Here is a 19,938-nt window from a genome sequence, read left to right on the forward strand (position 1 = left end):
CTCAGCCCTGGCGCACGCCTTCGACCGAGAGCATGCGCTCGACGTAGCGGGCAATCAGGTCGACTTCGAGATTGACCTTGGCGCCGGCGTGCAGATGGCGCAGCGTCGTCACGGCCACCGTATGCGGAATCAGATTGATCGAGATGCGGCAGGCGCTGTCGGTGTCGGTCACGCGGTTGACGGTCAGCGAGACGCCGTTGACGACGATCGAGCCCTTGAAGGCCAGGTATTTGCTGAGCGCCTTGGGGACATCGATGATCAGTTCACGCGATTCGCCGACCGGCTCGAAACTGTGGACGCTGCCCAGACCATCGACGTGGCCCGAGACCAGATGGCCACCGAGGCGGTCGGCCAGGGTCAGGGCTTTTTCGAGATTGACCTCGCCCGGCGCATCGAGGCCGACCGTGCAGTTCAGGCTCTCGCGCGAGACATCGACGGTGAAGCTGCTGGCGGTTTTCTCGACCACGGTCATGCAGGCGCCGTTGAGAGCGATCGAGTCGCCGAGGGCGACATCGGCCAGCGGCAGGCCACCGGCGTCGATGACGAGGCGCACGCCGGCATTGGCGTCCTGGGCGAGCGGGGTAACGGATTGAATGCGGCCGACGGCGGCGACGATTCCGGTAAACATGGGCTTATTCCTGGTTGGCGTTGAAACGGGCGAGCAGGCGCAGATCGGGACCAATCATCTGCACCTCATGGAATTGCAGGCGGTGCTGCTCGCTCAATTGTTGATAGGGGCCGAGCGCGAACATACCCTGGCCCTCGCCCAGCAGACTGGGCGCGAGATACAGCAGCAGTTCATCGGCGCAGGCTTCGCGCACGAGCGAGCCATGCAGCTTGTGGCCGGCCTCGACATGCACTTCATTGATGGCGCGCCGCCCCAGTTCCAGCATCAGGCGCGGCAAATCGACCTTGCCGTGCGCGTTGGGCAGCTCCCAGACTTCATGGCCGCGCGCGCGCAGCAGCTCGGCCTTGGCGGGATCGGGGGTGGCGGCGCAGGCGATCCAGCACGGGTCGCCGCTGAGGATGCGCGCGGCCGGATCGATGTCGAGCTGGCTGTCGACGATCACGCGGCGCGGCTGGCGCGGCGTGGCGACGGCGCGCACCGTCATCTGCGGGTTATCGGCGCGCACGGTGCCGATCCCGGTCAGGATGGCGTCGGCGCGCGCGCGCCAGGCGTGGCCATCGGCGCGCGCGGCCTCGCCGGTGATCCATTGGCTGGCGCCGTTGTGCAGGGCCGTCTTGCCATCGAGGCTGGCGGCGCTCTTGATGCGCACCCAGGGCAGGCCGCTGCGCATGCGTTTGAAGAAGCCGATGTTGATGTCCTCGGCCGCGCGCGCCAGCAGGCCCAGTTCGGTGCCGATGCCGGCCGCGGCCAGGCGTGCCATGCCCTGCCCCGCCACCAGCGGATTGGGGTCGCCGACGGCCGCCACCACCCGGCCCAGGCCGGCGCGCACGAGGGCGTCCGCGCACGGCGGCGTGCGGCCGAAATGGCTGCAAGGCTCGAGCGTGACATAGGCGGTGGCGCCGCGCACATCGTGGCCGCGCGCGGCCGCGTCCTTCAGCGCCTGAATCTCGGCATGGTCCTGTCCGGGCGGCTGGGTGTGGCCGGCGCCCAGCAGCTGGCCGTCGCGCACGATCACGCAGCCCACGCGCGGATTGGGGGAAGTCAGGCCGATGCCTTTGGCGGCCCAGTCCAGGGCCAGGCGCATGGCGGAGATGTCGTCGGTCAGTTGCACGTTTCGCGGGGGTCGGTTCCTTAACTGCCGCAATGGCTGTCGGCCCGCCCCGGGTCGCACAGACGCGGGCGGCCCAGCATATTGATGATGATGCGGCGCTCGTGGCCGTTGTGATGCAGGCTCAGCGTGCCCCAGCGGGCGGCCAGGGGGCTGGCCATGCTGCACGGACGGCCAGCGCCATTATAGGCAATGTAGACGCCGCCTGCGCCATTCGACATGCGGCTGGCCACCGTGACCCCGGCCGGCAAGGGACCGTGGCGCGCCAGCACGCCGGCACCGCCGGGGTCGGTGGCGAGCAGCCAGCCCGCGCTCAGGTCGGCGCCGGCCGGCAGCAGATAGACGACGCGGTTGTGTGCCACGGCCAGGCTGCGCGTGGCGCGCACGGCGGCCAACAGGTCGACACTCGCGCTGCGCAATTCGGCCTGGGCGACAAAGGCGCGCGCCGACGGCAGGGCCAGGGTGGCGCTGGCCGCCAGGATCGCCAGCACCACGAGCATTTCCACCAGGGTAAAGGCGCGCGCCATGGCTAAGGCCAGCAGCGCGCGCGGCTCGGGGCCGGCCGGCGCTCGCCCTCGCTGCTGAGCATGAGGGTGCCGCAATCGGGGTCGCGAAAACGCGCATCGACGCGCGCCGTGCCGGGCTCGGCGCGCAGCAGGATGCATTCGTCGAGCTGACGGCCGGGGCAGGCCTCGCCTGATAATTCGTAGGCGCTGCTGGCCGGGGCGCTGCCCGACCACCACTTGAAGCGCCCACTGTCGGGCCCGCCGCCCTGGGCCGAAAAGGCGGCAAAACGGTTGTGCAGCGTGAAATAGCGCTCCTGCTGGTGCAGGATTTCGAGCAGGGCGATCTGGCCCTCGCTACGGCGGGTGCGCGTGACATAGGCGGCATAGCTGGGGTAAGCCAGCATCGCCAGCAGGCCGATGATGGTCAGCACCACCAGCAGTTCAAGCAGGCTGAAGCCGCGCCGCTTCATGGATGGACTCCGGGCTGCCAGTCGGCCAGCTCGCGCCAGCTGAGGCGGCGCACGGGCTGGCTGCTGTCGAGCCGCTCGGCCACACGCAGCTGCCCGTCGCGGTCGAGGTGGGCGATGCTGATGCTGCGCAGTTCGCGCGCCTGGTGCGGCCCGCTGCGCTGGCTGCGCAGCGGCGTGGGCAGCAGCAGCATCGGCGCGGCCGCGCTCAGCTGGGCCACCGGCGTGCTGCTGACACTGCGCGTCTTGCCGCTCAGGGGATCGAGCACATAAGTGGTCAGCACCGCGCTGCAGGGGCCATCGGCATGGCTGGCGTCGACTGCCAGCTGGCCGGCCACCACCTGAGGCGCGCTCAGCACCTGGTCCTGGGACGGCTGCAGCTCGCGCAGCCAGCCGCGTCCGGCCAGGCCCAGCTCGCTGCGGCTCAGGGTGTGGGTCGGCCCGGCCTCGGTGTCCGGGATCGCATACAGGCTGTTGGCAGCGCGCGCATCGGCCGTGCCGGCCACCACCAGATAGCTGCCGTCGGCCGCCATCAGCACGCGCGGGGCCGCGCGGATCGCCTGCGGGCGCCCATCGCGGTCGGTGGCGCTGAACAGCGGGCGCGCCGGCACGCTCTCGGGGCCGGGGCGGCCGGCGCGCAGGTCAAAGCGCCACAGCAGGCCATGGTTGTCGCCCACATAGATGAAGCGCAGGCTGCCGTCGGCCTGGGTCACCAGGCCCGGCGGCGACAGGCGGCGCGTGCCGCCTATGCTCAAGCGGAACAGGTTGCTGCCCTGCGCCCACGCGGTCCCGGGCAGCTTGTCGAGCGCAAGCAGATACACGGCCTCGCCGACGGCCAGCACAAACGGGCGCAGGCGGCCGTCGAGGCGCAGCTGGACGAAACGCGGCGCGCCGGACAGCATGCCGATCTGGCGGTCGTTGAAGTCCCACAGCAGACCGAGGCCGTCGAGCAGGCGCGCCGGCTGGCTGATGTCGAGCGCGAACAGGCCCGGATGCCCGGCCCCGACGGCCGCGGCCAGCACCGTGCGCGGCGCGCCCTGCAGCGCCAGCTCGGCCACGGCGGGCTCGGGTGCGGCCGGACCGGGCCAGGCCAGGGCGCCGCTGTCCTCGCGCAGGGCGGGCGGCAGAAAGCCGAACCACTCGCGCCCATCGGCCAGGGCGAAGCCATGCAGCAGGCCGTCATCGGCCCCGACCAGCACGGCCGTGGCGCTGGCGGCCGGCTGGCTGTGGCTGGTGTCGCCCAGGCGCCGCCCGTCCGCCCCGAGCACGCGTGCGCGCAGGGTGGGCGCGAGGCTGTCCGGGGCCAGCGGCAGCAGGCGTCCGTCCTCGGCCGTGTAGAGCTGGCGCGTGGCCTGGCTGGCCAGGCGCTCGGCCGCCTCCCAGCCGGGCGCAGGCGCGCCCAGCGGCTGCAGGCGCAGGCGCCCATCGCTGCCGTCGGCGGCGGTCAGCACCAGAGCGGCCGGGGCCACCACCAGGCTCGGACCGGGCGCGGCCGGACACTGGCCGGCCAGACTCTGCAACAACATCAACGCGCTCAGCATCATGGGGCCTCCGGACGCCGGTACATGCTCTGCACCACGGCATAGGTGTCGGGACGGGCGCCAAAGCCGATCGCCGTCACCCGGTAGACCCACAGCGGGGCCTGCTCGGCATCGCTGCCGGGCAGACGCACGGGCAGGCGCTCGAGCACATAGCGCGGCGGCTGCGCCGGCATGGGGCCGGCCCCGGTCTGCCCGGCCACGGCCTCGCTGGCCGGGCGGCCGGCGCTGCGCAGGTCGAGCGTGCGCCAGTCGGCCTCGCTCAGCACGGCTGGATCGGGGTCGGCCAGGGCCAGGGCCTGCTCGGCTTCATGCAGGGCCGCCTCAGCCATCTGGAAGGCCAGCGCGCGTTCGCGCTCGCCGCGGGCGACGCGCTCGGCATCGGTGGCCGAACTGGCCAGGCTGGCGCCGATCAGCATGACCACGACCAGCACAGCCAGCACCATCACCAGGGCAAATCCACGGGCGGGCATCAGTCACCTCCATTGCGCAGGGCCACGGTCAGCGCGAACTGGCGGCGCGGCCGCGTGCGCAGTTCCGCCTCCATGCCGGCCTCGTCGATACTGTCGGCGGCGTCGCGCAGGTCTTCGAACAGGTGGTAGCGGCGCGGCGCGCGCGCCTCCTGCACGCCATCGGGCGCGTGCAACAGCAGGCCCAGGCGCACGCTGCGCACCCGCCGCCAGCCGTCGGGCAGCGCGGCCACCTCGTCGGCATGCAGAAAGCGGTCGCTCAGGCCGTCGGGCTCGTCATCCTCATCGACCCCGTACAGCACCTGAAAATTGTCGACGCCGCGCACGATGGCGTCGTCGCCCCAGCCATGGCTGCCCTGGTATTTGCAGCGCAGCTCGGTCTCGCCGTCGGCGCTGCGCGCCACATAGAACACGCTCCAGGCCGGCAGGGCCTGCACGCCCTCGCCGAAGCCGGCGCAGTTGCGCACGCTGGCGTCGCCCTGGCCCTGAAAGCGCAGCACCAGCGCATCATTGCCGGGCGCCAGCTCGCCGGGCGCGAGCGGCAGACCCGGGCGGATCTGGCCCGAGCGCCGGTCCACGCCCTGCAGGGCCTGCAGATAGGCCTGGGCCGGCGCCACCGGCAAGGCGCCGAACTCGCGGTAGCCCGCCTGGCGCACGGCCCGCGCGACCGCCTCCAGCACCAGGCGCCCGCCCTCCTCCACGTCCTGCTGGGCATGAAGGAGGCGAAACGCCTGCTGTGCCTGCAAGGCGCTGAACATGGCGGCGATGCCGAGCAGCAGTGCAATGGTGAAGCTGACCAGCAGCTCGGGCAGGCTGAAGCCCTGCTCGACCCGCCAGACCGCCCACAGCCGGCGCTGGGTGCGCAGCGCCGCCAGCTGCAGGCGCAGCCAGCCGTAACAGGCATAGTCGCGTGCGAAGCCGGGCGCGCACAGGCAGGCCAGCATGGCCATGCCAAAGCGGCCCAGGCCACGCCGGCCGCGCCGCAGCGCCGCCCCCAGGCGCAGGGCGGCACAATACAGGTAGAAGGCCAGCAGCCGCAGCGCCAGCCCGAAGGCTGGCCCCTTCATGGCTGGGCCCCGGCCAGCGGCACGGCCAGTTGCGGCTGCACGGGCGCGCGCGGACCGCGCAGGCGCCAGCCAAGCTTGAGCACGAGCGGCCCGGCCCCGCTGCACGGCCACACCAGGGCTGTGCCCTGCCAGGCCTGGGCGTCGCGGCAGACGCGCACGCGCCCGCCGGGGAAGGCGGCGCCCACATGGGCCTGCAGCGCATACGCGAGCTGGCCGGCCGGCCCGGGTCCGCCCGGCGGCGGCGCGCCGCCCGCGCTGTCGTAGTCGAGTTCGGTGAGTTCCGGGACCGGGCCGAGCGCCTGCAGGCCCTCGGCCGCCTGCACGGACAGCTGCACGCCGCGCCCGAGCAGGGCCGCCTCCGCCCCCGCCTGGCTGCTGCGCCAGGCCAGCCCGGCCGCGCCGAGCAGGCCGACGCCGACCATCAGCAAGGCCACCAGCACTTCGATCAGGGCCACCCCTGCCTGCGCCGCCACGATGCGTCTCCCTCGTCCGTGCGCGCCACGATGACGCGCGTGCGACTACCTTAGCGGTACGCGTGGCACGGGCCGCTGTGCTGCTTCAATCGGATCAGGGGAACTTTGTGGCGCGCTCGCGCTCAGGACTTGCGCACCTGGCGCACTTCGGCAATCGCCTGCTGGAATTCGGACAGGTCTTCGAAATTCTTGTAGACGGAGGCGAAACGGATGTACGCGATCTTGTCGAGGCGCTTGAGCTCATGCATGACGAGCTCGCCCACGTAGCCGGACTCGACCTCGCGCTGGCCGCTGGTCAGCAGGCGCTCTTCGATCGTGGCGACGGCCTGGTCGATGGCCGGGGCGGCCACCGGGCGCTTGCGCAGGGCCAGCAGCAGACTGCCGCGCAGCTTGCTGCTGTCGTATTCGGACCGGCTGCCATTTTTCTTGACGATGAAGGGCATCGACAGTTCCACCCGCTCATAGGTGGTGAAGCGCTTGTCGCAGCTGCCGCAGCGGCGCCGGCGGCGCACGGCGTCGCCCGCTTCCGAAACGCGGGTGTCGAGCACCTGGGTGTCGTCGTGCTGGCAAAACGGACATTTCATGCGGGGCCGGTCCTGTCTGAAAAGAACAATGGCGCGCCCACCTGGACGCGCCACCGGATATTACCAAGATTTAAACAAATGTTTAAGCGGCATACACAGGGAATTTGTCGACCAGCTGCTTGACCTGGGCCTTCACGCGCTCGATGGTGGCAGCGTCGTTCGGGTTGTCGAGCACGTCGGCGATCAGGTTGCCGACCAGTTCGGCCTCGGCTTCCTTGAAGCCGCGCGTCGTCATGGCCGGCGAGCCGAGACGGATGCCCGAAGTCACGAAGGGCTTCTGCGGGTCGTTCGGGATGCCGTTCTTATTGCAGGTCATGTGGGCCTGGCCCAGCAGGGCCTCGGCTTCCTTGCCGGTCAGGCCCTTCGGACGCAGGTCGACCAGCATCACGTGCGACTCGGTGCCGCCCGACACGATGCGCAGGCCGCGCTGGATCAGGGTCTTGGCCAGCACGTCGGCGTTCTTGATCACCTGCTTCTGGTATTCGACGAATTCCGGCTGCAGGGCTTCCTGGAAGGCCACGGCCTTGCCGGCGATAACGTGCATCAGCGGACCGCCCTGGATGCCCGGGAAGATCGCCGAGTTGATGGCCTTTTCGTGCTCGGCCTTCATCAGGATGATGCCACCGCGCGGGCCGCGCAGCGACTTGTGCGTGGTCGAGGTGACGAAGTCGGCGTGCGGCACCGGGTTCGGGTAGAGGCCGGCGGCGATCAGGCCCGCATAGTGGGCCATGTCGACCATGAAATAGGCGCCGACTTCCTTGGCCACCTTGGCGAAACGCTCGAAGTCGATGCGCAGCGAAAAGGCCGAGGCGCCGGCGATGATCAGCTTGGGCTTGTGCTCACGGGCCAGACGTTCCATCGCCTCGTAGTCGATGTCTTCCTTCTCGGTCAGGCCATACGAGACCACATTGAACCACTTGCCCGACATATTCAGGGCCATGCCGTGGGTCAGGTGGCCGCCTTCGGCCAGGCTCATGCCCATGATGGTGTCGCCCGGCTTGAGCATGGCGAAGAACACGCCCTGGTTGGCCTGCGAGCCCGAATTCGGCTGCACGTTGGCGGCTTCGGCGCCGAACAGTTTCTTCACACGGTCGATCGCCAGTTGCTCGACCACGTCCACGTGCTCGCAGCCGCCGTAGTAGCGCTTGCCCGGATAGCCTTCGGCGTATTTGTTGGTCAGCTGGGAACCCTGGGCCTGCATGACGGCGGGCGAAGTGTAGTTCTCCGAGGCGATCAGTTCGATGTGATCGTGCTGGCGGCGGTTTTCCGCCTGGATGGCTTCCCACAGTTGCGGGTCGACGTTGGCGAGCAGGTGGTCTTTGGCAAACATGAACAACTCCAAATCAGATAACAGTGAATTTTCGGATCGGATGCGGGAAGCCGGTAAACGGACGGGCAGCCTCACAACTCCATCGGCGGCTGCCCAGGCGAACGGCATAGAAGTCTCACGTTCCCCGGTGGAGCTCCACCTTGGCGCCAGCGGGCGCCTTTCGCCAGTTACGTGAGACGCGTAATGGAAAGAAGATTGTACGGCAATCCCCCCTGCCCAGCAACCGAGCCCCCGGGTTTCGCGGCAAGCCCGCAAATCCGGTACACTCTGGGCTTACGCCAAAGGAAAACTCATGATCGTCTTTATCACTGGTGCTTCGTCCGGCTTCGGCGCCGAAATGGCCCGAACTTTTGTCAAACATGGCCACCAGGTCATCATCGCCGCGCGCCGCCTGGCGCGCCTGCAGGACCTCGCACGCGAGCTCGGCGAGGCCGCCCTGGCCGTGCAGATGGATGTGACGAGCAAAGCCTCGATCGAAGACGCGCTGGCCCAGCTACCGCAGTCCTGGCGCCAGATCGACGTGCTGATCAATAACGCCGGCCTGGCCCTGAACACGGCCCCGGCCCACGAAGTCCCGCTGGCCGACTGGGAAACCATGATCGCCACCAATTGCACGGGCCTGGTCACGATCACGCGCGCCCTGCTGCCGGCCATGGTCGCGCGCGGCAGCGGCACCATCATCAACATCGGCTCGGTGGCCGGCCACTACCCCTACCCGGGCGGCAATGTGTATGGCGCGACCAAGGCCTTCGTCGAGCAGTTCACGCTCAATCTGCGTGCCGACCTGGTCGGCACTGGCGTGCGCGCCAGCAATATCGCGCCCGGCCTGTGCGGCGGCACCGAATTCTCGAATGTGCGCTTCAAGGGCGACGACGCGGCCGCCGCCAAGGTCTATGAAGGCACCCAGCCGCTGACGGCCCAGGACATTGCCGACACCGCCTACTGGATTGCCACCCTCCCCCCGCATGTCAACATCAACCACATCGAAATGATGCCGGTTTGCCAAGGCTTTTCGGGCTTCAACATCAAGCGGAACTGAAAGTTTCAGCTCTGCCGGGCTTTGTTAAGAATTGTTACAGCTCTGTCCAATTTGCCACCTATCAAGTCTACTATCCGGTTAAGGAATCATGGCTGCATCTGTATTTGATTGGACGGTCAGGGTCTACTACGAAGACACGGACGCCGGCGGGATTGTGTTCTACGCCAATTACCTGAAGTTTTTCGAGCGCGCGCGCACCGAATGGCTGCGCGCCTGCGGCGTGCACCAGCAGGCGCTGAAGGACGAGGCCGGCGCGATGTTCGTGGTCAAGGACGCGGCCATCAGCTATCACGCGCCGGCGCAGCTCGACGATGTACTAAAATTAACCTTGGGCATTGAGAAGCTGGGACGGGCCTCGGTGCAGTTTGTCCAGCAGGCCTGGAAAGGCGATGTCCTGCTGACCAGCGCCCAGGTCAAAGTCGGCTGTGTCGACAGCCACAGCCTGCGGCCCCGGCCCTTGCCCGATCACATTGCAGCCAAGATGCGCGCCAGCGCCGACCACACTAGCCAATCAGAATGAACGCCACCCAAGACCTGTCTTTCCTCGCTCTCATCGTCAATGCCCATGTGATCGTGCAGATCATCATGGCCCTGCTGCTGGTGCTGTCTCTGGTGTCGTGGTCGTATATCTTCAGCAAGCTGTTCGCCGTGCGCGCCGCGCGCGCTCAGACCGAGACGTTTGAACGCAGCTTCTGGGCCGGCGGCAATCTGCACGCCCTGCACCAGAGCACCAGCAACACGCGCGAAAAGAGCGGCGCCCTGGCCCGCATCTTCGACGCCGGCATGGGCGAATTCATCAAGGGCAAGCAGGCGATGGGGCGCGACGCGCTCGACGTCGGCGCCGTGCTCGACGGTGCGCGCCGCGCCATGCGCGCCGCCTACCAGCGCGAACTGGACGCCCTCGACAACCACCTGAACTTCCTGGCCTCGGTCGGTTCGGTCTCGCCCTATGTCGGCCTGCTCGGCACCGTGTGGGGCATCATGAACGCCTTCCGCGGCCTGGCCAATGTGCAGCAGGCCACGCTGGCCGCGGTCGCGCCCGGCATTGCCGAGGCCCTGATCGCCACCGCCATCGGCCTGTTCGCCGCGATTCCGGCCGTGGTCGCCTATAACCGCTTCACCCACGATATCGACCGGCTGGCGATCCGCTTCGAAAGCTTCATCGAAGAATTCTCGAACATCCTGCAACGTCAATCGCGCTGAGCATGGCCTCCTTCTCCAGCATGCGCGGCGGGCGCCGTCGCAAGTTCAAGTCCGAAATCAACGTCGTGCCGTATATCGACGTGATGCTGGTGCTGCTCATCATTTTCATGGCCGTGCCCCAGACCCAGAACCCGTCCGAGATCAAGCTGCCGAGCGCCGAGAAATCGACCCAGCCGCCGGACGACCTGATCCGCATCGAACTCAAGCCGAATGCCACGCTCAGCCTGAGCGTGCGCGGCAAGAACGCCCAGGGCGCCCAGGACTACCAGGAGCGCCAGGCCCTGCTGCGCGATCTGCGCGCGCTGCACGACAAATACCCGGACACCGCCGTGCTGATCGCCGGCGACAAGGACGTCAAGTACGACGAGGTGATCCAGCTGATTTCGGAAGCCAAGAAGATGGGCATCAACCGCGTGGGTCTTGCCACCAAGTGAGCCAGCCATGAGCGCCAGCATGACCGCCCCCCTGCCCGGCAGCCCCTACCAGGTGCCGCCGGAGCCGCAACGCCTGCGCGCGATCGCGCTGGCGCTGGGCGTGCACGCGGCCCTGCTGCTGTTCCTGTGGGGCGGCATCCAGTGGCAGAACAGCCAGCCGACCGCGGTCGAGGCCGAAGTCTGGGACCTGTCGACCCAGCAGGCCGCGCCGACCCCGCCGCCGCCGGCCGAAGCCGAACCGCAGCCGCAGAGCGCGCCGGCGCCGGAACCGGTGAAGGCCGAGCCGCCGGCCCCGGCCGTCGACATCCGCCTCGAGAAGCTCAAGGCCGAAAAGGAAAAGAAAAAGCAGCTCGAGGAGAAGAAGCTGGCCGAGAAAAAGGCCGCGGCCGAGAAGAAAGCCAAGGATCTGGCCGAGAAGAAGGCCAAGGAAGAGCAGGCCCTGGCCGAGAAGAAAGCCGCCGACGCCAAGGCCGCCAAGTCGAAGAAGGCGCTGGCCGAGCAGAAGGCCCTGGACAAGCTGCGCGAAGAAGAAATGCGCCGCATCACCGGCGCCGTCGGCAGCGGCGGCAGCGGCACGGCCGCGCAGTCGACCGCGCCGCGCATCGACAGCGGCTATATGGCCGCCCTGGTGGCCAAGATTAAGAGCAATATCGCCTACTCGGGCAGCCTGGATGTGCCGGGCGCGCCCAAGGCCGTGTACCGGATCGAGCAATTGCCGACCGGGGAAATCATCGCCGTCAAAAAGGTCAAAAGCAGTGGCATTCCGGCCTACGACAGCGCCGTCGAAAATGCCATTGCCAAGTCGTCCCCGCTGCCGAAGAAGAAAGACGGCACGGTGGAACGTTCGATTGAAGCTGTGTTCGATATGAAGGATTTGCCTTGAAATTCAGTCAGACCCTGTTGCGCTGGAGCGCCGCCGCCGCCTTCGCCCTGAGCCTGCCGGCGGCCGCCCAGATGCGCATTGAAATCTCGGGCGTGGGCAGCACCCAGATCCCGATCGCGATTGCCACCTTCGCCGACGAAAACCTGGCCCCGCAGGAAGTCAGCGCCATCATCCGCGCCGACCTCACGCGCAGCGGCTATTTCAAGGTGGTCGACGCCGGCCAGGTGATCAACGAAACGGCCAGCATCGACTACGCCGCCTGGAAGGCGCGCGGCGTCGACGCGATCGCCGTCGGCAGCGTGCAGAAGCTGGCCGACGGTCGTATCGTGGTGCGCTACAAGCTGCTCGACACGATCAAGGGCACCGACGTGTCGAGCCGCAATGACGCCGTCAGCGCGCCCTACACGCGCGCCGCCGCCCACCGCGTGGCCGACGACATCTATGAAAAGCTGACCGGCGTGCGCGGCGCCTTCTCGACCCGCATCAGCTATGTGACCGAAGGCCTGGTCAATGGCGTCCGCAAGCAGATGCTGATGGTGGCCGACGCCGACGGCGAGAACGCCACCCCGGCGCTGCGCTCGGCGGAACCGATCATCTCGCCGGCCTGGTCGCCCGATGGCACCAAGCTGGCCTATGCCTCGATGGAAAGCCGCAAGCCGGTCATCTATGTGCAGGAACTGACCACGGGCCGCAAGTGGGTGGTCGCGAATGAAAAGGGCAATAACTCCGGCCCGGCCTGGTCGCCCGACGGCAAGACGCTGGCGGTCTCGCTCTCGCGCGACGGCCACTACCAGGTCTACCTGGTCAATGCCGACGGCAGCGGCCTGCGCCGCCTGACCAATGGCAGCGGCATCGACACCGAGGGCCGCTTCTCGCCCGACGGCCAGACCGTGTATTTCGCGTCCGACCGCAGCGGCGGCGCCCAGATCTACAAGATGCCGGTCAGCGGCGGCCCGGCCCAGCGCGTGACCTTCAACGGCCCGTTCAACTTCAGCCCGCGCATCTCGCCCGATGGCAAGACCCTGGCCTATGTCGGCCAGCGCGACGGCAGCTACAACCTGTATGTGATGGACCTGGCCAGCGGCCAGGAAACCAAGTTGGCGGACAACGCCACCGAACCGAGTTTTTCGCCGAATGGCCGCTACATCATGTACGCGACCGGAAGCGGACGCAAAACCCTGGCCGTGGTATCGGTCGACGGGCGTGTGAAGCAATCGCTTTCCATGCAAGCGGCCAGTATCAAGGAGCCCAGCTGGGGCCCATTCCTGCAGTAATTGTCCAACAAGGAGAAAACTATGAAACACAGCAAATACCTGGCCCTGATCGTCGCTGCCAGCGCCGCCCTGCTGGCCGGTTGTTCCTCGCCGGTCAAAGTGGCCGAGCCGGCCCCGGTGGTGGAAAAGGCCCCGGAGCCGGTCGCTCCGCCGAAAGCCGAACCGGCACCGGTGAAGACCGTGGACGCGACCCCGGTCGATCCGCTCAACGATCCGAAGGGCGTGCTGGCCAACCGTAGCGTCTACTTCGATTTCGACAGCTACGTGGTGCGTGAAGACGGCAAGCCGGTGGTGGACAACCACTCGGCCTACCTGGCCAAGAACAAGCAGCGCAAGGTTCTGATCCAGGGTAACACCGACGAACGCGGCGGCACCGAGTACAACCTGGCGCTGGGCCTGAAGCGTGCTGAAGCCGTGCGCAAAGCCATGGCCGCCCAGGGTGTGGCCGACGGCCAGATGGAAGCTGTGTCGCTGGGCAAAGAAAAGCCCAAGGCCGAAGGTCATGACGAAGCCGCCTGGGCGCAGAACCGCCGCGCCGACATCGTCTATTAATTGACGCGCATTGACACGGGGTGGCGCGCAGTGCAGACTGCTCGCGCCCCGTTTTTATTTGGAACTCAATCATGAACACGTCCCGCATCCGTGCCCTGCTGCTGGCCCTCGTGTGCAGCGCGCCGCTGGTGGCCCACGCTGGCCTGCTCGACGATGATGAAGCACGCAAGGCCATTCTCGATCTGCGTGCCAAGGTCGACCGCCTGGTCGGCGAGCTCAATGCCCGCATCGATACCAAGGTCGAGAAATCGGCGCTGACTGACATCGTCAACGACCGCGAGCGCGTGATGGAGCAGATCGCCCAGCTGCGCGGCCAGATCGAAGTGCTGGCCAATGAAATCGCCAAGGCCCAGAAGGCGCAGAAAGACCTGTATGTCGATCTCGACAACCGCCTGAAGAAACTGGAGCCGCGCAAGACCACGATCGACGGCAAGGAAGTAACGATCGCGCCGGACGAGCAGAAGTCCTATGACGCCGCGATGCTGCTGTTCAAGGCGGGCGACTACAAAGCCGCCGCCCAGTCGCTCGGCGAATTCGTGCGCCGCTATCCCGAATCGGCCTTCGCGCCGAACGCACAATACTGGCTGGGCAACAGCTACTTTGCCCAGCGCGATTGCACCAATGCCATCGCCGCCCAGCAAGTTGTGCTGAGCGCCTACGCCGACAGCCCCAAGGCCCCGGACGCGATGCTGAACATCGCATCGTGCTACGTGGAGCTGAAGGACAAGAAGAACGCCAAGAAAACTTACCAGGACCTGATCGCCAAATTCCCGGGCACGCCGGCGGCCGCCACGGCCAAGGACCGCCTGGCCACGATCAAGTAAGTTTTCGCCGCCACGGGGGCTTGACCGATCCGGAACCAGGCCCTATAATCTTGCTTCTTTCGGGTCGTTAGCTCAGTTGGTAGAGCAGCGGACTTTTAATCCGTTGGTCGCTGGTTCGAGCCCAGCACGGCCTACCAGAATTAGCAGTACAGAAAAGGGTTTCCCGCTTCGGCGCGAAACCCTTTTCCACATTCCCGCCTCCCCTCTCGCGCACGCCTCCAACAATCGATGGTTGCGCGTCATGCGATCAATAGATTCGCGTAACTTGACGGCTTGCGCCGAGTCCTAAATCAGGCTCTCCCTTGTGGGCAAGGATTGCATTGAACGTCGTGTTATAAGACTCTAGCGTGCAGTAATTGGGCAGCTTGATTGTCGAGGCGCCACAGACCATGCGATCCGGCGTGCTTTCGAAAAGATAATCAATCAGCCCGTCAGAACATAGACTGGTGGACAGGACGCGAACGTAGACCAGGTGCTGATCGATCGAATACGCCTGAATTTGGTATTGGCACGAGGCCTGTGTGAACTTCTTGACAAAGTCGTCCACAGGAATTTTAGCCGTGACCGTTCTCGATACCGATGGGCTTGTGGCGCTTCCGTCCCGAACTGACAAGGACACGGCATACGTACCCGCGATATCGGCCTTAAAGCTAGTTTGCTTCGATGTGACATCGCTAAGAACGGCAGCGCTGAGGTCTGGCTTGCTTGCTAAAACCCAGGAAAAGGTCAATGCGTCACCGTCCGGATCAGAACTCGCACTCCCATCCATTGTGACGACCGCGCCCGCCAGCACGGTCTGATCACTTCCTGCACTCGCTACAGGCGGATTGTTCTTGCGCGCCATACCGCCGCCGCAGGCAGCGAGGAGCAAGGAGACGAGCACTAAACAAAAGCCAGATGTTGATTTCTTCATGTCTTAACCCGGAAAAACACGCACAGCTTTGGCGGTGGACATCGCAGCGCGCATGTGAACGCAGACGGCGCGCCTAGGGGCGGGCACGCTCGGCCTGCCTGAGCGCGGCCTCCAATGCGGCGCGCGTGCTCACATACGGATTGGCTAGCCCGTTCAGGATACCCTGCCCGTTTGCGCCAAACCGACGCTCGCTGGAAAAATACAGCGTCTGTCCATCGCCGCTGAAGCTGGGCGTGAAATCGAAGCCGGGCCCGCTGAACGGTGCCGGCAGGCGTACCGGCTTGCCCCACTCGCCGTCGATGCGCCGCACGGCGTACAGATCTTCGTCCGCCTCGGCGTCCGCCTTGCACCAGTATATGGCCAGCTGCCCATCGGGCGAGAGTGTGAAGTCGCCTTGTGCCAGGCAGGCATTGAAGGGCGCAGCCAAAGGCACGGGGGCATCGAAGCTGCCGTCCGCACGCAGTCGGGCGCGATACAGTGCCATGCGCGCCGGACCGCCGGGCCGGCTGCTATTGAAGTACAGCCAGCCATCATGCAGTTCCGGCCCCAGTTCATACCCGTCGCTATTGACCTGCTCCAGATGCTCGATCCGCCCCCATCCCTGCGCCAAATTGACACGCCAGAGATCGAAGTCCTTGCGCGGCCCGCCCTCTCCGCTGCTGGGGCGGTCGGAGATGAAGTACATCCATTGGCCGTCCGGCGTCAGCCACGGATCCGAATCGCGATAGCGCGGATCGCTGAAGGGCGCCAATGCGGGCTCGCTCCAGAGCCCGCCGCGCCGGTAGGAGACATAGATTTTGGCCGCCATGAAGTCCGCCTCTGAGCGGGCAAAAACCATCATGTCGCCGGCCGCATTCAAGGACAAGTTGTATTCGTTCTTGTCGGTCGCGATCCAACCGGGCCCCACCAGGACTGCTCCGGCGCCTTCTGGCTTGGGCAAGTGCCGCGCTGCGGCGGCAAGCACGGGCATGTCCGGCGTGGCCTGCGCGCGCGCGACCAGGGCCGAGAATTCACCGCGCCGCACGGCCACACCGGATTTCTCGACGCGGAAAGCCATCGGCCAGACGAGCGCGCCGACCTGACGGTAGTCCAGTTCTCGCGCCACCAATTCGGGGCCGAAGTGATTGCTCATGATTCGGCAGGTGACCGGGTCCAATTCAATCGCAAACGCTTGTTCGCCCGTGGGTTGGACGCGCAGACGCAGCGGCGACTCGGCCACGGTGCTGGTGGACGGGTCCGCAAACAGGCTGAAGAAGTTGTATGCCATGGCTTCACGCACAGCGTCGCCGGCCGAGCCTTCCAGCATACGCAAGCCTTGTTCATCCTGCTCCCAACCCTGCTGACCATCCCACCAGCGCGTGCGGCCATCGCGCTGGATCCGCAACTGACGTGCCTTTGGCCAAAGCCGATAGTCACTGACACTGGTCTTGCCGTCGGCCGCGTGCATGGTCAGACGGTAGTCGAGCTCCGCCACCTGATCCAAGGCGGCGCCACCAAAGGCAGCACGCACCTTGGACCAATCACAGGCGGGACCGGCGGCATACACCAATCCGGATTGAAGGGCGAGTAAGACGGCGAGAAGACGAAGGCGCATGGCGGACCCTAAACAAATCACGGGGCGATCCTGCCATAGCAGCATGCGGAAGACCAGATGCATACGAGTGATTTGGTGGGGCATTCGGACGCCTTCATCCTGCCTTAATCCGCATGCACTACTTCACGCCTTATCGGCTGGAGCGACAGTCCGGATCGGGTCTTGCGATCCCGCTCGATTACGCTGAGATTTGCCTTCCATGTCACGCCGTCAAATTCACGCAAGCCTTGCCCGCGCAAGCACCTCGCAAGAATTCGGAGGACGAATTGCAGAGCCCGGCATGGCTCGCCGGGCTCCACAGAACAGCCGCCGCCGGACCGGCTTTTCGTGGGCCAGCAGCCGGCTTACAGGCGCACGTCCGGATAAGGCTCGGCGAGTCCGGCTTTGCGATAGGCAATGTTGGCCTTGATCTTCAGCGTGGGCAGCTCCGATTCCATCTGTGCGCGATTGCTCTCCTCGGTTTCATGGGCGATTTTGAGAAGCTTGGAATCCACTGCAGCCTTTGCTTCGGCCGCGGCAAGCAGCGCTGCATCAGCGGCGTCCGCCGCCGCCGACTGAAGCGCATCGTGATCTTCTGCCAGCTTTTTCTTAACCACGGCGGCCACATCGGTTTTCGCACCGCCCAACACCTCACCGACAAACTTCAGCAGTTTGTTCCCCGGCGCCGTTTCATTCAGCGTCACGTTCAAATTGAACGGCTGCAGCTCGTCGAGCGCAAAGACTTTGTTTTCATTCTTTGCGGCGGCACGCTTTTCATCCTCTGCAGCCCGCCAATTATCCAGGCGCAGCTTCTCGCGCTCCGCCTCCCAGCGCAGATTCTCATCGGCGATTTTCTTCTGCAATTGACTGACCGCCGCTCGATCCTTCGCAAGCTGCCGGGGACAGGCCTCGTCTTCCTTTTTCTCCTTGCTCAGGGTCGCGCACAAGGCCTCACTCGCGCGCTCCAGCGCACTTTCCAGCGGTCCGGATGGCCGTGCCGGCTTGGGCGCGGACAAGGCCAGATCGTTCGCCTTGCGGCTGGCCGCATATTCGAGCTCGTCCTTGATCAAGGCGTTCGTGCGCTCGGTCGGCGCGGGCAGCGCGAACCAGTGCGAGGCATGGCCGGCCAGATAGGCTTTGCGCAGAATCGTGCCGGGTTCCAGCCCCGGAAAAGCGATGACCGGATCGCCAAAGACCTTGTCCGCCCCGGGCAAGGTGAAGGACATGGCAACACTGACGCCGCGTTCGGCTGAGCGCAAGAACGAGGACGCGATCGGCGCACGATAATCGAGGTACTGGGGCACGATCCGGATATAGGCTCGGTCCGGCGTACGCTCCAGAATCGCTTCCATGTAGAAAGCCGGATGCCCGTTCAGTCCGGTCAGTGCGGCCACCGCGCCGATGCCAAGGTGGCTCCAGCCCTCAGGGGGCCGCTGCGCTTCGTTGCCGAAACTACCGCGCACAAAGACCAGGCAACCCAGCATCCGGTTCATGGCCAGGCGGCCTTCGTCAAAACGGTAGAGGTTGCCTTGCCAGGTCGCCAGGGCTGACTGCACGGTATCGTCCCGGCCAGCTTGCGTCGCCGCCGCTGCAGCGGCATCAATCGCCTTTTCCACCAGAACCGGTGCAATCACTTTGAGGGCGGCGCCCACCAGCGGCGCCACTTCGATCGATGCCGATTGCGTCACCGGACACTTCTGCGCGCCGAACACGCGCATTTCTTCGGCCGACTTCGCGGCAGCCGGCGCGTGGCAGGCGCAGGTCAGCAACGCTGCCCATACACAGAGCGGAATCGTCTTCATGGATGCACTCCTCTGAATTGATCGTTGATCGCTAAAGCGACGTTGCCGTAACCTTGCAAGCTCGGGGCCCGGCACTGGGTGCCATCCGTATCCACGCCTTCGATGTGGATGCCAAGGATAGACAGTGCGCCCGAGTCGGTCAGCGCCGGCCGGATGATCGGCGCGCCGCTGTATCCCCCGCCCGAATTGCAGTTGTGGAAGAGGCAATCGGCTTCGCGCTTCGCCACCGTGCAACCCTTGGGGTCGGCATCGGATAACAAGGCATTGGCGCGTCCGAATTCCGGCGAAGCACCGATCAGCACGACCTGATCGCCAAGCCGGAAGTCGGTCTCAAACCGAATCTTCGGCAAGGGCACATCCGCGAGCCGTGGCACCTTCAGCAGCAGCACGTCGCCGAGCGTCGAGAATGAGGTAATCGCCGCCTTGTCCGTGCAGGGCTGCGCGCCACAACTCAGTTCCGCAATCGCGTAATCCGTCGCTCGGCCCGCCATTCGGAATTGTGTTGTTGCGATGGTCCGCAGCGGGCTGCCCGTCGCGCGCTCAAAGTAGCAATGGCGGGCGGTCGCCACCCAAGTCTGCGAGACACGGAAGGCGGTACAGAAGGCGGCGCCCTTTTCGTTCACGAGCAAACCCAGTACCGACGCGAGGCTCTTTTCAAAGCCATCCACCGTCGTTGCGGCCAGGACGGGCGACCAGTCGCGCATGCATTCGTCTGCAAAACGCGCGCCCGCTTTGCTGTTTGGGTCGAATAGCGATGCGTTGACCACTTCATTGACGAAATTATCGCAATGCGAGACCAGCACTGGCTTTTTGGGATCGAGCTTTTGGGCAAACTCGCCTTTATTGACGAGTTTGTCCGTGTTGTTTCGCCCCAGCTTCAACTCTTTGAGGACCTTCGGTATCGACGGCGGTTCCTGCGCAAGCGCGGCTTGCGCAGCCAATGCGAGGATCAAGCCCAGGCTCATCCGGAGAAATCTGAATTGCATCATTACCTCCAGTTCGTTTTGACCTGCACCAATGATCCACCGTTTTTTTGCGAAAAAATTATTAAATAGTCACCATTTCGTGTATTTAACATTGTAGTTACGTCACAGTTTCATTGCGCCCGAGGGAGACAGGCATGCGTTCTGCTCCGGCCTTTCAATCTGCAGACCTCGAAAAAATTAACGAAATCGCCATAATCCGAGCATTTCTCCGCCTAAGTTTCAGAGCAGAATCTGGAATGTCGCGCCCGCCGCAGAGCGTGCGACGTCGTCGAAATCCTAAAAAA

22 protein-coding genes, 1 tRNA gene and 1 riboswitch are annotated in these 19,938 nt (G+C 65.7%); of the genes, 9 read left to right on the forward strand and 14 right to left on the reverse strand.

From position 1 onward, the window contains the following. Position 1: 1 nt before the first annotated feature. From LZ005_RS17495 to glyA, 10 genes are all read right to left on the reverse strand, one after another. Complete coding sequence (locus LZ005_RS17495) at positions 2 to 628, reverse strand: riboflavin synthase (RefSeq protein ID WP_237809788.1); 627 nt, start codon at positions 626 to 628, stop codon at positions 2 to 4. Between the two features lie 4 nt (positions 629 to 632). After that, entirely contained in the window at positions 633 to 1,739 is a 1,107-nt protein-coding gene (gene ribD / locus LZ005_RS17500) for a bifunctional diaminohydroxyphosphoribosylaminopyrimidine deaminase/5-amino-6-(5-phosphoribosylamino)uracil reductase RibD (protein ID WP_237809789.1), read from the reverse strand. Between the two features lie 20 nt (positions 1,740 to 1,759). Further along, positions 1,760 to 2,263 (reverse strand): GspH/FimT family pseudopilin, encoded by a 504-nt coding sequence (locus LZ005_RS17505; RefSeq protein ID WP_237809790.1) that lies wholly within the window; start codon positions 2,261 to 2,263, stop codon positions 1,760 to 1,762. A 2-nt stretch (positions 2,264 to 2,265) separates the two neighbouring features. Further along, on the reverse strand, positions 2,266 to 2,712 hold the full coding sequence (locus LZ005_RS17510) for a type IV pilin protein (RefSeq protein WP_237809791.1): 447 nt from the start codon (positions 2,710 to 2,712) through the stop codon (positions 2,266 to 2,268). Beyond that, entirely contained in the window at positions 2,709 to 4,235 is a 1,527-nt protein-coding gene (locus tag LZ005_RS17515) for a PilC/PilY family type IV pilus protein (RefSeq protein ID WP_237809792.1), read from the reverse strand. The genes LZ005_RS17510 and LZ005_RS17515 overlap by 4 nt, the downstream gene beginning before the upstream one ends. A 14-nt stretch (positions 4,236 to 4,249) precedes the next feature. Continuing rightward, positions 4,250 to 4,720: a PilX N-terminal domain-containing pilus assembly protein gene (locus tag LZ005_RS17520; protein ID WP_237809793.1), complete on the reverse strand. Its 471-nt coding sequence runs from the start codon at positions 4,718 to 4,720 to the stop codon at positions 4,250 to 4,252. Continuing rightward, positions 4,720 to 5,784: a PilW family protein gene (locus LZ005_RS17525; protein WP_237809794.1), complete on the reverse strand. Its 1,065-nt coding sequence runs from the start codon at positions 5,782 to 5,784 to the stop codon at positions 4,720 to 4,722. Before LZ005_RS17525 ends, LZ005_RS17520 begins: the two co-directional genes overlap by 1 nt. Next, entirely contained in the window at positions 5,781 to 6,257 is a 477-nt protein-coding gene (locus LZ005_RS17530; protein ID WP_237809795.1) for a type IV pilus modification protein PilV, read from the reverse strand. The genes LZ005_RS17525 and LZ005_RS17530 overlap by 4 nt, the downstream gene beginning before the upstream one ends. Before the next feature lie 122 nt (positions 6,258 to 6,379). Then, positions 6,380 to 6,841, reverse strand: a complete 462-nt coding sequence (nrdR, locus tag LZ005_RS17535; protein WP_237809796.1) for a transcriptional regulator NrdR — start codon at positions 6,839 to 6,841, stop codon at positions 6,380 to 6,382. A gap of 82 nt (positions 6,842 to 6,923) precedes the next feature. Continuing rightward, positions 6,924 to 8,171, reverse strand: coding sequence for a serine hydroxymethyltransferase (gene glyA / locus LZ005_RS17540; RefSeq protein WP_237809797.1), 1,248 nt, complete (start codon positions 8,169 to 8,171; stop codon positions 6,924 to 6,926). A gap of 84 nt (positions 8,172 to 8,255) precedes the next feature. Further along, positions 8,256 to 8,352, reverse strand: a riboswitch (ZMP/ZTP riboswitch). 111 nt (positions 8,353 to 8,463) lie between these two features. Between glyA and LZ005_RS17545 the strand changes: the two genes are divergently transcribed. From LZ005_RS17545 to LZ005_RS17585, 9 genes are all read left to right on the forward strand, one after another. After that, positions 8,464 to 9,210 carry an SDR family oxidoreductase gene (locus tag LZ005_RS17545; protein WP_237809798.1) on the forward strand — a complete coding sequence of 249 codons (747 nt, stop codon included), beginning with the start codon at positions 8,464 to 8,466 and terminating at the stop codon, positions 9,208 to 9,210. A gap of 88 nt (positions 9,211 to 9,298) precedes the next feature. Continuing rightward, the gene (gene ybgC / locus LZ005_RS17550; protein WP_237809799.1) at positions 9,299 to 9,730 is read left to right on the forward strand and encodes a tol-pal system-associated acyl-CoA thioesterase; all 432 of its coding nucleotides are present in this window, start codon (positions 9,299 to 9,301) and stop codon (positions 9,728 to 9,730) included. Beyond that, on the forward strand, positions 9,727 to 10,413 hold the full coding sequence (gene tolQ, locus LZ005_RS17555) for a protein TolQ (RefSeq protein ID WP_237809800.1): 687 nt from the start codon (positions 9,727 to 9,729) through the stop codon (positions 10,411 to 10,413). The genes ybgC and tolQ overlap by 4 nt, the downstream gene beginning before the upstream one ends. 2 nt (positions 10,414 to 10,415) lie before the next feature. Beyond that, positions 10,416 to 10,847, forward strand: coding sequence for a biopolymer transporter ExbD (locus LZ005_RS17560; RefSeq protein ID WP_237809801.1), 432 nt, complete (start codon positions 10,416 to 10,418; stop codon positions 10,845 to 10,847). A gap of 19 nt (positions 10,848 to 10,866) precedes the next feature. Next, entirely contained in the window at positions 10,867 to 11,730 is an 864-nt protein-coding gene (gene tolA / locus LZ005_RS17565; protein WP_237809802.1) for a cell envelope integrity protein TolA, read from the forward strand. Beyond that, positions 11,727 to 13,004, forward strand: coding sequence for a Tol-Pal system beta propeller repeat protein TolB (gene tolB / locus LZ005_RS17570; protein WP_373889349.1), 1,278 nt, complete (start codon positions 11,727 to 11,729; stop codon positions 13,002 to 13,004). Before tolA ends, tolB begins: the two co-directional genes overlap by 4 nt. 21 nt (positions 13,005 to 13,025) lie before the next feature. Continuing rightward, complete coding sequence (gene pal, locus LZ005_RS17575) at positions 13,026 to 13,556, forward strand: peptidoglycan-associated lipoprotein Pal (RefSeq protein ID WP_237809803.1); 531 nt, start codon at positions 13,026 to 13,028, stop codon at positions 13,554 to 13,556. A 71-nt stretch (positions 13,557 to 13,627) separates the two neighbouring features. After that, positions 13,628 to 14,380 (forward strand): tol-pal system protein YbgF, encoded by a 753-nt coding sequence (gene ybgF, locus LZ005_RS17580; protein WP_237809804.1) that lies wholly within the window; start codon positions 13,628 to 13,630, stop codon positions 14,378 to 14,380. A gap of 61 nt (positions 14,381 to 14,441) precedes the next feature. Beyond that, positions 14,442 to 14,517: transfer RNA gene (locus LZ005_RS17585), tRNA-Lys, on the forward strand. 110 nt (positions 14,518 to 14,627) lie between these two features. Here LZ005_RS17585 and LZ005_RS17590 read toward each other — a convergent pair. The 4 genes from LZ005_RS17590 to LZ005_RS17605 all read right to left on the reverse strand — a co-directional run bounded on the left by LZ005_RS17590 (position 14,628) and on the right by LZ005_RS17605 (position 19,654). After that, positions 14,628 to 15,293 (reverse strand): PKD domain-containing protein, encoded by a 666-nt coding sequence (locus LZ005_RS17590; RefSeq protein ID WP_237809805.1) that lies wholly within the window; start codon positions 15,291 to 15,293, stop codon positions 14,628 to 14,630. A gap of 73 nt (positions 15,294 to 15,366) precedes the next feature. After that, positions 15,367 to 16,950 (reverse strand): hypothetical protein, encoded by a 1,584-nt coding sequence (locus LZ005_RS17595; protein ID WP_237809806.1) that lies wholly within the window; start codon positions 16,948 to 16,950, stop codon positions 15,367 to 15,369. A gap of 281 nt (positions 16,951 to 17,231) precedes the next feature. Continuing rightward, complete coding sequence (locus LZ005_RS17600) at positions 17,232 to 18,668, reverse strand: hypothetical protein (RefSeq protein ID WP_237809807.1); 1,437 nt, start codon at positions 18,666 to 18,668, stop codon at positions 17,232 to 17,234. Continuing rightward, positions 18,665 to 19,654, reverse strand: coding sequence for a serine protease (locus tag LZ005_RS17605; RefSeq protein ID WP_237809808.1), 990 nt, complete (start codon positions 19,652 to 19,654; stop codon positions 18,665 to 18,667). The genes LZ005_RS17600 and LZ005_RS17605 overlap by 4 nt, the downstream gene beginning before the upstream one ends. Between the last annotated feature and the right edge of the window lie 284 nt (positions 19,655 to 19,938).

Origin of the sequence: Massilia sp. TS11 (assembly GCF_022012445.1) — a bacterium.
Lineage (GTDB): Bacteria > Pseudomonadota > Gammaproteobacteria > Burkholderiales > Burkholderiaceae_D > Telluria.